Genomic DNA, 14,831 nt, shown 5'->3' on the forward strand with positions numbered 1-14,831 from the left:
GGACATAAGTGACAGGTGGTGCATGGTTGTCGTCAGCTCGTGTCGTGAGATGTTGGGTTAAGTCCCGCAACGAGCGCAACCCTTGATCTTAGTTGCCAGCATTTAGTTGGGCACTCTAAGGTGACTGCCGGTGACAAACCGGAGGAAGGTGGGGATGACGTCAAATCATCATGCCCCTTATGACCTGGGCTACACACGTGCTACAATGGATGGTACAAAGGGCAGCGAAACCGCGAGGTTAAGCGAATCCCATAAAACCATTCTCAGTTCGGATTGCAGGCTGCAACTCGCCTGCATGAAGCCGGAATCGCTAGTAATCGCGGATCAGCATGCCGCGGTGAATACGTTCCCGGGCCTTGTACACACCGCCCGTCACACCACGAGAGTTTGTAACACCCGAAGTCGGTGGGGTAACCGCAAGGAGCCAGCCGCCTAAGGTGGGACAGATGATTGGGGTGAAGTCGTAACAAGGTAGCCGTATCGGAAGGTGCGGCTGGATCACCTCCTTTCTAAGGAAACTGAAGTTCTACGAACTTCATAAAAAAGACGCTTTGTATTATGTTTAGTTTTGAGAGAGCTAAAAGTTCTCTAAATTAATAAATGAATGGGCCTATAGCTCAGCTGGTTAGAGCGCACGCCTGATAAGCGTGAGGTCGATGGTTCGAGTCCATTTAGGCCCACCATTCATCTTATATACCATTTGGGGCCTTAGCTCAGCTGGGAGAGCGCCTGCCTTGCACGCAGGAGGTCAGCGGTTCGATCCCGCTAGGCTCCACCAATTCGTTCTTTGAAAACTAGATAACGTAACAAAACATTCATTGAAGTAGTAAAAGTTCTTATAACAACTTTAGGTGAACGAGAAGCAAGGAGTTCGAGGAACCGAGTGAGGTGACGAAGAAATCCGCCGCTTATCGAAGCCGAACAGGTTAAGTTAATAAGGGCGCACGGTGGATGCCTTGGCACTAGGAGCCGATGAAGGACGGTACTAACACCGATATGCTTCGGGGAGCTGTAAGTAAGCATTGATCCGAAGATTTCCGAATGGGGAAACCCACTGCTCGTAATGGGGCAGTATCCTTACCTGAATACATAGGGTAAGAGAAGGTAGACCCGGGGAACTGAAACATCTTAGTACCCGGAGGAAGAGAAAGCAAACGCGATTTCCTGAGTAGCGGCGAGCGAAACGGAAGATAGCCCAAACCAAGAGGCTTGCCTCTTGGGGTTGTAGGACACTCTATACGGAGTTACAAAAGAACGGAGTAGACGAAGCGACCTGGAAAGGTCCGTCAGAGAAGGTAACAACCCTGTAGTCGAAACTTCGTTCTCTCTTGAGTGGATCCTGAGTACGGCGGGACACGTGAAATCCCGTCGGAAGCTGGGAGGACCATCTCCCAAGGCTAAATACTCCCTAGTGACCGATAGTGAACCAGTACCGTGAGGGAAAGGTGAAAAGCACCCCGGAAGGGGAGTGAAAGAGAACCTGAAACCGTGTGCCTACAAGTAGTCAAAGCACATTTATGTGTGATGGCGTGCCTTTTGTAGAATGAACCGGCGAGTTACGATCCCGTGCAAGGTTAAGTTGAAGAGACGGAGCCGCAGCGAAAGCGAGTCTGAATAGGGCGAAATAGTACGTGGTCGTAGACCCGAAACCAGGTGATCTACCCATGTCCAGGGTGAAGTTCAGGTAACACTGAATGGAGGCCCGAACCCACGCACGTTGAAAAGTGCGGGGATGAGGTGTGGGTAGCGGAGAAATTCCAATCGAACCTGGAGATAGCTGGTTCTCTCCGAAATAGCTTTAGGGCTAGCCTCGAGTTAGAGTCTTGGAGGTAGAGCACTGATTGGACTAGGGGCCCTCATCGGGTTACCGAATTCAGTCAAACTCCGAATGCCAAAGACTTGATTCTCGGGAGTCAGACTGCGAGTGATAAGATCCGTAGTCAAGAGGGAAACAGCCCAGACCACCAGCTAAGGTCCCAAAGTATACGTTAAGTGGAAAAGGATGTGGAGTTGCTTAGACAACCAGGATGTTGGCTTAGAAGCAGCCACCATTTAAAGAGTGCGTAATAGCTCACTGGTCGAGTGACTCTGCGCCGAAAATGTACCGGGGCTAAACGTATCACCGAAGCTGTGGATTGTTCTTACGAACAATGGTAGGAGAGCGTTCTAAGTGCAGCGAAGTCAGACCGTAAGGACTGGTGGAGCGCTTAGAAGTGAGAATGCCGGTATGAGTAGCGAAAGAGGGGTGAGAATCCCCTCCACCGAATGCCTAAGGTTTCCTGAGGAAGGCTCGTCCGCTCAGGGTTAGTCGGGACCTAAGCCGAGGCTGAAAAGCGTAGGCGATGGACAACAGGTTGATATTCCTGTACCACCTCTTTACCGTTTGAGCAATGGAGGGACGCAGGAGGATAGGGTAAGCGCGCTGTTGGATATGCGCGTCCAAGCAGTTAGACTGGTAAGTAGGCAAATCCGCTTACCATAAGGTTGAGCTGTGATGGCGAGGGAAATATAGTACCGAAGTTCCTGATTCCACACTGCCAAGAAAAGCTTCTAGCGAGGTAAATGGTGCCCGTACCGCAAACCGACACAGGTAGGCGAGGAGAGAATCCTAAGGTGATCGAGAGAACTCTCGTTAAGGAACTCGGCAAAATGACCCCGTAACTTCGGGAGAAGGGGTGCTTTTTAGGGTGAATAGCCCTGAAAAGCCGCAGTGAATAGGCCCAGGCGACTGTTTAGCAAAAACACAGGTCTCTGCGAAGCCGCAAGGCGAAGTATAGGGGCTGACACCTGCCCGGTGCTGGAAGGTTAAGAGGAGGGGTTAGCGCAAGCGAAGCTCTGAATCGAAGCCCCAGTAAACGGCGGCCGTAACTATAACGGTCCTAAGGTAGCGAAATTCCTTGTCAGGTAAGTTCTGACCCGCACGAAAGGTGTAACGATCTGGGCACTGTCTCAACGAGAGACTCGGTGAAATTATAGTACCTGTGAAGATGCAGGTTACCCGCGACAGGACGGAAAGACCCCGTGGAGCTTTACTGCAGCCTGATATTGAATTTTGGTACAGCTTGTACAGGATAGGTAGGAGCCTTGGAAGCCGGAGCGCCAGCTTCGGTGGAGGCATTGGTGGGATACTACCCTGGCTGTATTGAAATTCTAACCCGAAGGCCTTATCGGCCTTGGAGACAGTGTCAGGTGGGCAGTTTGACTGGGGCGGTCGCCTCCTAAAAAGTAACGGAGGCGCCCAAAGGTTCCCTCAGAATGGTTGGAAATCATTCGTAGAGTGTAAAGGCACAAGGGAGCTTGACTGCGAGACCTACAAGTCGAGCAGGGACGAAAGTCGGGCTTAGTGATCCGGTGGTTCCGCATGGAAGGGCCATCGCTCAACGGATAAAAGCTACCCCGGGGATAACAGGCTTATCTCCCCCAAGAGTCCACATCGACGGGGAGGTTTGGCACCTCGATGTCGGCTCATCGCATCCTGGGGCTGTAGTCGGTCCCAAGGGTTGGGCTGTTCGCCCATTAAAGCGGTACGCGAGCTGGGTTCAGAACGTCGTGAGACAGTTCGGTCCCTATCCGTCGTGGGCGTAGGAAATTTGAGAGGAGCTGTCCTTAGTACGAGAGGACCGGGATGGACACACCGCTGGTGTACCAGTTGTCCTGCCAAGGGCATAGCTGGGTAGCTATGTGTGGAAGGGATAAGTGCTGAAAGCATCTAAGCATGAAGCCCCCCTCAAGATGAGATTTCCCATAGTGTTAAACTAGTAAGATCCCTCGAAGATGACGAGGTTGATAGGTCAGAGGTGGAAGCATGGTGACATGTGCAGCTGACTGATACTAATCGATCGAGGACTTAACCAAAAAAGAAAAGCGTAGGCGACTGTACTGCCTCGACAAGCGCTGGAACTTCTGACCGAAAAGTCGATAGACTTTGACAGAAGAAGTGAAGCGACCTCGAGAGGCTAGGAGCCGGAGCTAGACAAATGACTTCATGAATGTGCGTACGTTATCTAGTTTTGAAGGAATGAATCCTTCATAATAGTCTAGTGACGATGGCGAGAAGGTCACACCCGTTCCCATACCGAACACGGAAGTTAAGCTTCTCAGCGCCGATGGTAGTTGGGACTTTGTCCCTGTGAGAGTAGGACATCGCTAGGCTTTAATATCATCGCGGGGTGGAGCAGTCTGGTAGCTCGTCGGGCTCATAACCCGAAGGTCGTAGGTTCAAATCCTGCCCCCGCAACCAAAAAAACTATTGACCTTATTATGTTGTTATTGTAAAATAGTTTTTGTTGCTAATTGGAATACATAGTAAGTTGGTCCCGTGGTGTAGCGGTTAACATGCCTGCCTGTCACGCAGGAGATCGCCGGTTCGATCCCGGTCGGGACCGCCATATTTTTCAAACACACGAAACGATGGGGTTTCGTTTTTTTTATGCTTATGTATATTTAGGTAAAGTAAACCATGGTCATGATGCTGTGGTTTTTTATATGAAAGACCGACGAAAGAAGCTGAAATTTTAATAATAAAATGTCCTTCATCAGGGTTATGAAAGACAGAAAGAAGCCGGAACCTCGATGAAAAGTCCTTCGTCACGTTTATCTAACCACTTATCTCCACACTCATAGCCAAGATTCCCTCATTGAATATCTTTTTTTGCTGATTTTGTTGAAATACGGTAAACTTATACTATTGTAATGGAAGTCCTTAGGCGTTGACCTAGGGCTTTTTTTCACTAAATTAATTTACTATTTTGTTGCAACTATTTTGAGGTGACTTTGATGGCTTTACAGGATGAATTTCGCTTTATTAACCAAATCAAGCCGAAGAAGGTATCTAGGTCCGGTTTAATTGCTGGAATTGGTGACGATGCTGCTCTATTCCGTCCTTCTGTTGGTATGGAACAAATTATTTGTATGGATACGATGGTGGAGGGGGTTCATTTTACTTCCGCAACAATGAGTCCCTATCAAATTGGCTATAAGGCGTTAGCTGTTAATATTAGTGATATAGCAGCAATGGGTGGAATTCCGACCTATTATCTAGTTTCAATTGCGATTCCTAAGGAATGGAATGAGACAGATTTGTTATCAATTTATGAAGGTATGGCAATGCTAGCAGATAAATACCATATGGATTTGATCGGTGGCGATACTGTTTCAATTGCTAACACACTAGTGATAACAGTCACCGTGATGGGTGAGGTAGAGAAAGGAAAGCATCTATTGCGTAGTCAAGCCCTACCTGGGGATATTGTTTTTGTATCGGGTACAATAGGTGATTCAGCAGCCGGTTTGAATGTATTATTACATAAAGGTACAGAGAGTTCCCACACGGAGGTAGAAAAAGCCCTTATCCGTAAACATCAATATCCAACACCTAGAGTTGGAGTGGGGAGACTGTTATCTACTTTAAAAAGGGTTTCTTTAAATGATATAAGTGATGGGTTAGCAAGCGAAACTAATGAAATTGCAAGGGCAAGTGATGTATCCCTCATACTAGATGAAGATAAAATTCCTTTAAGTGGAGAAATTCAGAAGCAGTATAAAAATCAAGCTCTGGAGTTCGCGCTTTATGGTGGAGAAGATTTTGAGTTAGTCGGTACAGTGGCTGCTTCAGAATGGGATAATCTACAGAAAGTGGCAAAATCGTATGGTTATCTGATTTCAAAGATAGGTACTGTTAAGGAAGGAAGTTCATCAGTATTATTAAACCGTAATGGAGAATTGCAGAAGCTAGAGATGAAGGGATACAATCATTTTAAACATAATTAGAATAAATGCGCGTGACGTATTTGTTGAAGTAGGTGGAGTGTATGGAAAAATATGAGTTCGTGACAAATACACCCGATGAAACCGGGAGTTTTTCATATCGCTTGGCCCAAAGGCTATCACCTGGTGATGTAATAACTCTTGAAGGTGATTTAGGGGCAGGAAAAACGACTTTTACAAAAGGACTAGCAAAGGGATTAGGCATTACTAGAACAGTAAACAGTCCAACATTTACAATTATTAAGGAGTACAAGGGAAGTCTTCCATTGTATCATATGGATGTATACCGTTTGGAGCATAGTGATGAAGATTTAGGTTTTGATGAGTATTTTAATGGCGAGGGTGTGACGGTTGTTGAGTGGGCTCATCTCATCAAAGATCAATTGCCGCAGGATCGACTTACTATTAAAATCGAGCATCAAGGAGATATGAAACGTAAGATTACCGTGACACCGATAGGGGAAAGGTATCAACATTTATGTGAGGAGTTATTTAGCGAATGAGAGTGTTAGCTATAGATACATCCAATTTTGTATTGGGAATTGCAATTGTTGAGGAAGAAAAGGTAATTGGTGAAGTTGTTACAAACTTACAAAAAAACCATTCTGTACGGGTGATGCCTGCAATAGAACAATTAATGAAGGAATGTGGTGTAAAGCCAAAAGAACTCGACAGAATTGTAGTAGCAATGGGGCCTGGCTCTTATACGGGAGTGAGAATCGGAGTAACAATTGCAAAGACGTTGGCCTGGTCATTACAAATTCCGTTAGTAGGTGTTTCAAGTTTAGAAGTGGTTGCAGCGAACGGTAGACATTTTAATGGGTATATTTCTCCGATATTTGACGCTAGACGGGGACAAGTGTACACAGGGCTATATGAGTTTGTGGGACAGACGCTGACATGTGTTGAGGAAGATAAAATTATTTTATTATCAGATTGGTTAGGAGAGCTGGAAAAGAGAGCAAAACCAGCACTTTTTATTGGGAATGATTTAGTTATCCACAAGGAACAAATAGAAACAGATTTAAAGCAATTCGCATATGTTGCACCATATACAGATTGGAATCCAAGACCAAGTGAATTAGCCATAATAGGGATGGAGAAAGCGCCTGTTGATGTTCATACATTTGTGCCAAATTATATACGTTTGGCAGAGGCGGAGGCGAATTGGTTAGGGAAGAGGCAGGGTTAAACATGGAAGATATCATCAATCAACAAATTTTGTTTCGCTTTATGACATTAGATGATCTGGATGGTGTCATGAAGGTTGAGAAGTCAGCATTTACAATCCCATGGAAGAGGGAAGCTTTTTATAATGAGCTTGTTCATAATCAATTTGCAAAGTATATCGTAATGACCGATAATGGCCAAGTAATCGGATATTGTGGCATGTGGCTTATTATGGACGAAGCCCACATTACCAATATTGCGGTATTACCGGAATATAGAGGCAGGAAGTTAGGGGAGGCCCTACTTATGCAGGCGAAATTGTTAGCCATGCAGCATCAGGCGTCTACAATGACCCTTGAGGTAAGAGTATCAAATCTTGTTGCACAAAATCTTTATAAAAAGTTAGGATTTAAACCAGGTGGGATTCGAAAAAACTATTATACGGATAATAATGAAGATGCGTTAGTAATGTGGGTGAATTTTAATGAGTGATAATCAAATAATTATGGGAATTGAAACAAGCTGTGATGAAACGGCTGTATCAATAGTACGAAATGGAAGAGAGATTCTATCAAATGTAGTAGCATCTCAAATAGAAAGTCATAAACGTTTCGGAGGTGTAGTTCCAGAAATAGCATCAAGACACCATGTTGAGGCTATTACACTTGTGATTGAAGAAGCGTTGAGTAAGGCGGAGATGACGTTTGATGATATAGATGGAATTGCAGTAACTGAGGGTCCAGGATTAGTAGGAGCATTGCTAATTGGGGTCAATGCTGCAAAAGCAGTCGCATTTGCCCACGATATTCCCCTTCTAGGTGTTCATCATATTGCTGGTCATATTTATGCTAATCGATTGGTCAAAGAGCTAGAGTTTCCTTTATTGGCCTTAGTTGTTTCCGGAGGTCATACTGAGCTTGTTTATTTGGAAGAGCATGCCTCCTTTAAGGTGATTGGGGAGACAAGAGATGATGCTGCAGGTGAGGCTTATGATAAAGTGGCGAGAACACTAAACCTACCTTACCCAGGTGGTCCACATATTGATCGCCTTGCACATGAGGGGACGGCTACGATTGATTTACCAAGGGCATGGCTGGAAGAAGATTCATACGATTTTAGTTTTAGTGGATTAAAATCTGCTGTTATCAATACTCTTCATAATGCTGAGCAGCGAGGCGAAACAATTGATCCGAAAAACTTAGCCGCTAGTTTTCAAGAAAGTGTTATTGATGTGTTAGTAACCAAGACCGTTAAGGCTACTAGAGAATATAAGGTTAAACAAGTAGTACTAGCGGGTGGGGTTGCAGCTAATAAGGGGCTTAGAGAAGCACTAGAGAAATCATTTACGGAAATACCAGATGTCAACTTAATTATACCACCACTTTCGCTATGTACGGATAATGCAGCTATGATTGCAGCGGTTGGAAGTGTATTGTTTGAAAAAGGAGCGCGTTCTTCTTATGCGCTTAATGCGAATCCAGGTTTAGATATTGAATTATAATCAATATGGGTAAGTCACTTTGCATAAGCTTTTAATTACAAAATGTTGGTAAGCTAGTTCGCATAAAAAAACTTAGGTGATAAGGCTTACTTGATAGTAGTAAAGTCCTCTTCTTGAATGAGGACTTTTTTGTTGATAAATAATCCACAATACTGTGGATATTGTGAGTAACTTATTTGAGTTCCCGAAATATATACAATGTATGCGTGGACATTTTTTGTGGATAACTATGTTATAACTGTGGACACTGTGGATAATTTGGTGTATAACTTAATATTTTGTGGAAAAGGTGTAAAAAAAATCCCCATTTCACCTTTTGGTTTGATGGGGATATCTTAATTTGTGGATAGTCAATTAGTTTTAGTTCATTTGTTATCCACTGGTTTCATGGAGGGTTTCCCATTCTTCCATTAGTGCTTCAAGCTTTTCTGAGTTGGTTTCGTTCTCCTCATTAATACGTTGAACCTCTTCATGGTTTTGGTAGACCTCTGGGTCACATAACAACTGATCATTCTCTTCAATTTTTGCTTCAAGTGTTGAAATTTCGAGTTCGATCTCTTCAATTCTTCGTTTTCTTTGACGCTCTTTCTTTTTTATTTCCTTATCTTGTTCATAAGATGACTTTTCTTGGATTACTACACGTTTGTCGGGCATTTTCTCTTGAAGCTCAAGTCTCGCAAGTTCTTCCATTTCAAACTTCTTTTCAAGATAATAGTCGTAATCACCAAGGTATTCTGTAAGTCCATCTCTAGATAACTCAAATACTTTCGTTGCAATCCGATTAATAAAGTATCGGTCATGGGAAACAAAAAGGATAGTTCCTTGATAGTCAATTAGAGCATTCTCTAGGACTTCCTTGCTATCAAGGTCTAAGTGGTTAGTCGGTTCATCTAGAATAAGAAAGTTTGACTTTTCCATCATCAACTTAGCAAGGGCAAGCCTTGCCTTCTCACCGCCACTTAATGTAGAAACGATTTTTAACACATCGTCACCTGAAAATAGGAAATTCCCTAGAACGGTACGGATTTCTTTTTCCGGTTTAAGGGGATACTCATCCCATAATTCATTTAAAACTCGTTTATTTGAGTTTAAGTCTGCTTGTTGTTGATCATAGTAACCAATCGTTACATTTGATCCAAATCGTATCGTGCCATCAACATGTTCTAGTTTTTCGGTAATTGCTTTTAAAAGAGTTGACTTACCAATCCCGTTCGGTCCGACTAGTGCGATGCTGTCTTCACGATATATATTGAAATCAATGTTCTTAACAATTGGATGATCCTTTTCGTAGGAAACCGAAATATCCCTTGCGCTTAGGACATCATTTCCACTTTGTCTTTCTATTTCAAATCGGAAAGAAGCTGATTTTTCATCACCTGAAGGTCTATCCATTAACTCCATTCGTTCTAGTTGTTTACGTCTACTTTGAGCACGTTTAGTTGTAGATGCTCTTACAAGATTTTTGGCAATAAAATCCTTTAACTTTTCAACTTCATCCTGTTGTTTTTCATACTGTTTGAGTTCCTGTTCATAGTTCTCAGCCTTTAATTTTAAGTAATTACTATAGTTTCCAACGTATCTTTTGCTTGTGTGTCTCGAAATTTCATATACTTGGTTGACGACCTTATCAAGGAAATAACGGTCATGGGACACAATTAATAGTGCACCTGGGTAACCTTGAAGGTATTGTTCAAGCCATGTGAGGGTGCTAATATCAAGATGGTTGGTTGGCTCGTCCAAGATTAATAAATCAGGCTTTGTAAGTAATAATTTACAAAGGGCGAGTCGTGTCTTTTGACCCCCACTTAAGCTAGATATTTTCGTTTGATAGTCATCTTCGGTAAAATTAAAACCATGTAAGATTGAACGTATATCAGCCTCATATTGATAACCGCCTTGTTCCTTGAAATCGACTTGAAGCTGATCATATTCCTCAAGCAATTTTTGATAGGAAGCTTGGTTTTCAAAAAGGGAGGGGTCACCCATTTTCACTTCAAGGGTTCTCAGGTGTTTTTCAAGCTTTTGTAGTGGTGCAAACACAGTTAGCATTTCTTCCCAGATAGTGAGAGTGGATTCAAGCCCTGTATCTTGTGCGAGGTAATCAATTGTCACACTTTTTGGCTTGATAATTTCACCGCCGTCATGAGACATCTGCCCAGATATTATTTTTAAAAGCGTTGACTTCCCAGCACCGTTACGGCCAACAATGGCAATACGATCACGGGTTTGTACTTCTAGTTTTATATTCGATAAAATAAGATCAGCAGCAAAGTATTTTTTGAGCTGATTTACTTGTAGTAAAATCATAGTATTTCACCTCTTGTTTCTATCATCAGTGTATCTCATATTATCGTTATAGAGCAACTGCAATGATATTGTTCACAGATGTAACAAAGACAGATATGTTAAAATAGTGTATAGTTTATGTGGATGTTCAAAAAGTCCGGTGAAAATGACACATCGAATTTCTACGTTGGCTTGCTTTTCCGTTGCTCACGTATTAACACCATACGTTCCGCTACTCAAAGCTTCGCCGCCTTGAACTTCTCGGTCCTTTTCATCCTCCTTTTTGAACTGCAGTTTAGGGAGGGTTCGATATGACATCATTTACCCATTTTAATGAGCAGGGGCGGGCAAAGATGGTCGACATTACGGAAAAGTCAGACACTGTTCGTACCGCAATTGCTAAGACAAGTATTGTTGTTAATAAAATGATTTATGAGCAAATTGTAAATAATGAGGTTAGTAAGGGCGATGTTCTTGCTGTGTCACAGGTTGCAGGTATTATGGCAGCTAAAAAAACATCGGAGCTCATTCCGATGTGTCATCCATTGGCATTAAAGGGCGTTGATATTTCCTTTAGTTGGGCAGTTGGAGATGAATATGTTCTCCATATCTCTGTTTCAGTAAAAACGAAGGGTAGTACCGGTGTTGAAATGGAAGCACTTACGGCGGCCTCGGTTTGTGTGTTGACCGTATATGATATGTGTAAAGCAGTGGATAAAGGAATGGTTATTGGACCAACCTATTTAGAAGAAAAGACCGGTGGAAAAAACGGAGATTTTCATAGGGAATTGAAAGGCAAGTAGTGGGGGAATTAACATGAATCTAGAACAATCAAAAATACCACAAGCAACTGCCAAGAGGCTACCACTTTATTATCGCTTTTTGAAAAATTTGCATGCCTCAGGTAAACAACGGGTGTCATCTGCAGAGTTGAGTGATGCTGTAAAGGTTGATTCAGCTACAATAAGGCGTGATTTTTCTTATTTTGGAGCATTAGGAAAAAAAGGGTATGGCTACAATGTCAATTATTTATTATCCTTTTTTAGTAAGACGCTTGATCAAGATGAGTTAACAAAAGTTGCACTTATTGGAGTGGGCAATCTAGGTACAGCGTTTTTGCATTATAATTTTTCAAAAAATAATAATACAAAAATTGAGCTTGCGTTCGATGTGGATTATAATAAGGTAGGAAGTAGCATTGGTGGAGTTGAAGTACATCATTTAGATGATCTTGAAAAAGTATTGCCGGATGATGTTACTGTTGCAATTTTAACTGTTCCAGTTGGTGCTGCCCAAGGGATTACAGATCGCTTAGTATCTAAAAGCATCAAAGGTATTTTAAATTTTACACCAGCCAGAATTAATGTACCTGAACATATTCGGGTTCATCATATTGATTTAGCTGTTGAATTACAAGCACTTGTTTATTTTTTAAAGCATTATTCGAACGAAGAATAGAATTCATTTTATATTTGTAGGAGGTGACCTAAATGGGAAGTCTAGGATTCGGTAGTATCTTTTTAATCGTGGTGGCGGCATTATTAATTTTCGGACCAAAGAAGTTGCCTGAACTTGGAAAGGCAGCAGGTAACACATTACGTGAATTTAAAAACGCAACAAAGGGCTTAGCAGATGACGACGATGATGATGTTAAAAAGAAAGAAACTCAAGATGTGAAGTAATGATAGGATGAGTCACATGAACCAAAACGAAATGTCCATCTTTGATCATATCGGTGAGCTGCGAAAACGACTGATCTATGTAGTCGTTTTCTTCTTCATAGTTGCTTTAGGAAGCTTTTTCCTTGCTGAGCCAGTAATTCTATATCTGCAAAATGCTGAGGAAGCTAAAGAGCTAACAATGAATGCTTTCCGTATGACAGATCCAATTAAGATTTATATGCAATTTGCGTTTATTATAGCGCTCGTTATCTCATCTCCTTTTTTACTGTATCAGCTGTGGGCATTTATAAGTCCAGGCTTGTATGAGAAGGAAAGAAAGGTAACTCTTAGTTATATCCCGATATCGGTATTTTTGTTTTTACTAGGTGTCTCCTTTTCCTATTTTATTTTGTTTCCCTTTGTCGTGAATTTCATGACAAGATTGGCGGAACGATTAGATATTAATCAGGTGATAGGGATTAACGAGTATTTTCAATTCTTATTGCAGCTAACATTGCCGTTTGGATTTTTGTTTCAGTTGCCGGTTATTGTGATGTTCTTAACAAGATTGGGGATTGTAACGCCAATGTTTCTTTCGAAAATACGAAAGTATGCGTATTTTATCCTTTTGGTTATTGGAGGATTAATCACACCTCCTGAGTTAATCTCGCATCTGATGGTTACCGTTCCATTATTTGGACTTTACGAAATTAGTATTCTTGTATCCAGAAGTGCGTATAGGAAAGTATTAAAAGCTGAAATGCTAGCGGCTAATAGTATGGAATAAGGGAATAAAAAATAACCTCTATTTGAGGTTATTTTTTTGTGACTTTTTTTATTTTATTATGTAGGGCAAACATCCTGATTGCCATACCAAAGTCGAAGGTTGCGAAAAGTGCCAAAAGAATTGTGGAAAAATTCCAAACTGTCTCCGTTGCAAATCCGATCGCCAAATAAGTAAATAGAGTGCCCATTAACACGTAAATGATGCCCATCGCAAAAGGTGAAGTTCTTCGCATAAATTAAAAGCCTCCAATAAATGTCTGTTGCAGATTCTCAGCTTGCTTCATTATCCTTTCTATATCATCGGCAAAAATGGTCTGAACAGCTACTACAAAAGTATTCATCGCAACATGTGCGAATATTGGTACGATAATTCGTTTTGTTTGTACATAGAGGAATGCAAAGGTGAAGCCCATAGCTGTGTAAATTAAGATATGAGTGAAATCCATATGTACAACTGCAAAAATTAATGAACTTATTAATCCAGAGAGGAAAAAGTTTAGTTTTTTATATAATGAACCAAAAATAATTTGCCGAAAAATAATCTCTTCAAGGATTGGACCAATAATCGATACGACAATCACAAGTAAAGGCAGAGATTTTACAAGGTTCATGATTTCTTGAGTATTCTCTGAACCTGGTTCAATTCCAAAAAGGTGAATTTCAATATTTGCAGCGAGAACCTGGGCAGTCATTGCCATAATCACACCAGCAAACGCCCAACCAACCGCTTCGCCTTTGGAGGAACGTTCAAGATTTCGATGCCTTTCCTTAATGTCCTGCCTTAATAAAAATAAAACAATAGGAAGAGCAGCAACAAAACTAATAACGGTCCAAGTTGCAATAATTGTATTTTTTGCTTTATCCGGCTCTAAACCGTCCCCAATACCAAAATACAACAGTAACGGGATACCTAGAATACCGGAGAATTGCATAATTATATACGTTAATATGACATACCAATATCTAACTTTCATGTAGATCTCCTTTTAATATGTGGAATAATTTTTCACTTAATCAAATGCCTAGACATTAACCTTAGTGAGATAAAGTTAGCTTATTTGTCCACCTTTTGTATTGTAACATATATTCATACTTATCCATTAGTATAATGCAAATCCAAATTTTCATAGAAAGAAACAAAAAAATATCAGGGTGGAGGATTATTTTTCCTATTTGTGCATACCATAGATAGGTGGAATACAGGCTTGTTCTAGAAATACATTTTTTTTGTAAATTTATTTATCAAATACTTGCAAAAAAAGTATAGATTATTTAATATAATAATTGTGTTAGCACTCAGGTCATATGAGTGCTAATAAGAAAACGAAACTATATGTAAATTATCTGAGGAGGTTGTTTCACTTGTTAAAGCCATTAGGTGATCGCGTTATTATTGAACTTGTTGAATCAGAAGAAAAAACTGCAAGCGGGATTGTATTACCAGATTCTGCGAAGGAAAAGCCTCAAGAAGGTAAAGTTGTTGCTGCAGGTACAGGCCGTGTACTAGACAGTGGCGAAAGAGTGGCTCTAGAGGTCGCAGTTGGTGATCGAATCATCTTCTCAAAATATGCTGGTACTGAAGTGAAATACGAAGGTACTGAATACTTAATCTTGCGTGAAAGCGACATTTTAGCTGTTATCGGATAATAGTAGCAGCTCAT

13 protein-coding genes, 4 tRNA genes, 2 rRNA genes and 2 other annotated features (1 of these 21 running past the window's edge) are annotated in these 14,831 nt (G+C 41.5%); of the genes, 16 read left to right on the forward strand and 3 right to left on the reverse strand.

All coding sequences use genetic code 11. The features are described from left to right. Positions 1-345: a sequence feature (16S ribosomal RNA rRNA prediction is too short), on the forward strand; it begins 132 nt to the left of the window's first position. A gap of 18 nt (positions 346-363) precedes the next feature. After that, positions 364-496 (forward strand) — a sequence feature (16S ribosomal RNA rRNA prediction is too short). A 110-nt stretch (positions 497-606) separates the two neighbouring features. The 11 genes from CZ490_RS19120 (at position 607) to tsaD (ending at position 8,437) form a co-directional block, all read left to right on the forward strand. Then, a tRNA-Ile gene (locus CZ490_RS19120) sits at positions 607-683 on the forward strand. A gap of 19 nt (positions 684-702) precedes the next feature. Continuing rightward, positions 703-778, forward strand: a tRNA-Ala gene (locus CZ490_RS19125). Positions 779-924: 146 nt separating this feature from the next. Next, positions 925-3,855, forward strand: a 23S ribosomal RNA gene (locus CZ490_RS19130). Between the two features lie 181 nt (positions 3,856-4,036). Beyond that, positions 4,037-4,152: ribosomal RNA gene (gene rrf / locus CZ490_RS19135) — 5S ribosomal RNA — on the forward strand. A gap of 11 nt (positions 4,153-4,163) precedes the next feature. Next, positions 4,164-4,240 (forward strand) — tRNA-Met (locus CZ490_RS19140). Between the two features lie 72 nt (positions 4,241-4,312). Further along, positions 4,313-4,388, forward strand: a tRNA-Asp gene (locus tag CZ490_RS19145). Positions 4,389-4,776: 388 nt separating this feature from the next. Next, positions 4,777-5,769, forward strand: coding sequence for a thiamine-phosphate kinase (gene thiL / locus CZ490_RS19150; RefSeq protein WP_077620344.1), 993 nt, complete (start codon positions 4,777-4,779; stop codon positions 5,767-5,769). Positions 5,770-5,810: 41 nt separating this feature from the next. Next, positions 5,811-6,269, forward strand: coding sequence for a tRNA (adenosine(37)-N6)-threonylcarbamoyltransferase complex ATPase subunit type 1 TsaE (gene tsaE / locus CZ490_RS19155; RefSeq protein ID WP_077620345.1), 459 nt, complete (start codon positions 5,811-5,813; stop codon positions 6,267-6,269). Then, positions 6,266-6,958, forward strand: coding sequence for a tRNA (adenosine(37)-N6)-threonylcarbamoyltransferase complex dimerization subunit type 1 TsaB (gene tsaB, locus CZ490_RS19160; RefSeq protein ID WP_077620346.1), 693 nt, complete (start codon positions 6,266-6,268; stop codon positions 6,956-6,958). The genes tsaE and tsaB overlap by 4 nt, the downstream gene beginning before the upstream one ends. A 2-nt stretch (positions 6,959-6,960) precedes the next feature. Next, positions 6,961-7,428 carry a ribosomal protein S18-alanine N-acetyltransferase gene (gene rimI / locus CZ490_RS19165; protein WP_077620347.1) on the forward strand — a complete coding sequence of 156 codons (468 nt, stop codon included), beginning with the start codon at positions 6,961-6,963 and terminating at the stop codon, positions 7,426-7,428. Next, entirely contained in the window at positions 7,421-8,437 is a 1,017-nt protein-coding gene (tsaD, locus tag CZ490_RS19170; RefSeq protein ID WP_077620348.1) for a tRNA (adenosine(37)-N6)-threonylcarbamoyltransferase complex transferase subunit TsaD, read from the forward strand. Before rimI ends, tsaD begins: the two co-directional genes overlap by 8 nt. 372 nt (positions 8,438-8,809) lie before the next feature. Here the strand turns inward: tsaD and CZ490_RS19175 are convergent, their stop codons facing one another. Continuing rightward, positions 8,810-10,744 (reverse strand): ABC-F family ATP-binding cassette domain-containing protein, encoded by a 1,935-nt coding sequence (locus tag CZ490_RS19175; RefSeq protein WP_077620349.1) that lies wholly within the window; start codon positions 10,742-10,744, stop codon positions 8,810-8,812. 290 nt (positions 10,745-11,034) lie between these two features. Between CZ490_RS19175 and moaC the strand changes: the two genes are divergently transcribed. Genes moaC through tatC form a run of 4 tightly spaced genes read left to right on the forward strand, consistent with a single transcriptional unit; the run spans position 11,035 to position 13,171 of the window. Continuing rightward, on the forward strand, positions 11,035-11,526 hold the full coding sequence (moaC, locus tag CZ490_RS19180) for a cyclic pyranopterin monophosphate synthase MoaC (RefSeq protein WP_077620350.1): 492 nt from the start codon (positions 11,035-11,037) through the stop codon (positions 11,524-11,526). 13 nt (positions 11,527-11,539) lie between these two features. Continuing rightward, a complete protein-coding gene (locus tag CZ490_RS19185; RefSeq protein WP_077620351.1) occupies positions 11,540-12,181 on the forward strand; it encodes a redox-sensing transcriptional repressor Rex in 642 nt (213 codons plus the stop codon). Positions 12,182-12,213: 32 nt separating this feature from the next. Next, positions 12,214-12,405: a twin-arginine translocase TatA/TatE family subunit gene (locus CZ490_RS19190; RefSeq protein ID WP_077620352.1), complete on the forward strand. Its 192-nt coding sequence runs from the start codon at positions 12,214-12,216 to the stop codon at positions 12,403-12,405. A gap of 16 nt (positions 12,406-12,421) precedes the next feature. Beyond that, complete coding sequence (tatC, locus tag CZ490_RS19195) at positions 12,422-13,171, forward strand: twin-arginine translocase subunit TatC (RefSeq protein WP_077620353.1); 750 nt, start codon at positions 12,422-12,424, stop codon at positions 13,169-13,171. 28 nt (positions 13,172-13,199) lie between these two features. Here the strand turns inward: tatC and CZ490_RS19200 are convergent, their stop codons facing one another. Further along, positions 13,200-13,403 carry a YdiK family protein gene (locus tag CZ490_RS19200; protein WP_077620354.1) on the reverse strand — a complete coding sequence of 68 codons (204 nt, stop codon included), beginning with the start codon at positions 13,401-13,403 and terminating at the stop codon, positions 13,200-13,202. Between the two features lie 3 nt (positions 13,404-13,406). Continuing rightward, a complete protein-coding gene (locus tag CZ490_RS19205; RefSeq protein WP_077620355.1) occupies positions 13,407-14,144 on the reverse strand; it encodes a CPBP family intramembrane glutamic endopeptidase in 738 nt (245 codons plus the stop codon). A 388-nt stretch (positions 14,145-14,532) separates the two neighbouring features. On the opposite strand from CZ490_RS19205, the gene groES reads away from it, so the two are divergent. Beyond that, positions 14,533-14,817 (forward strand): co-chaperone GroES, encoded by a 285-nt coding sequence (groES, locus tag CZ490_RS19210; RefSeq protein ID WP_077620356.1) that lies wholly within the window; start codon positions 14,533-14,535, stop codon positions 14,815-14,817. Positions 14,818-14,831 lie beyond the last annotated feature (14 nt).

It is taken from the genome of Litchfieldia sinesaloumensis (assembly GCF_900156865.1).
GTDB lineage: Bacteria > Bacillota > Bacilli > Bacillales > Bacillaceae_L > Ferdinandcohnia > Ferdinandcohnia sinesaloumensis.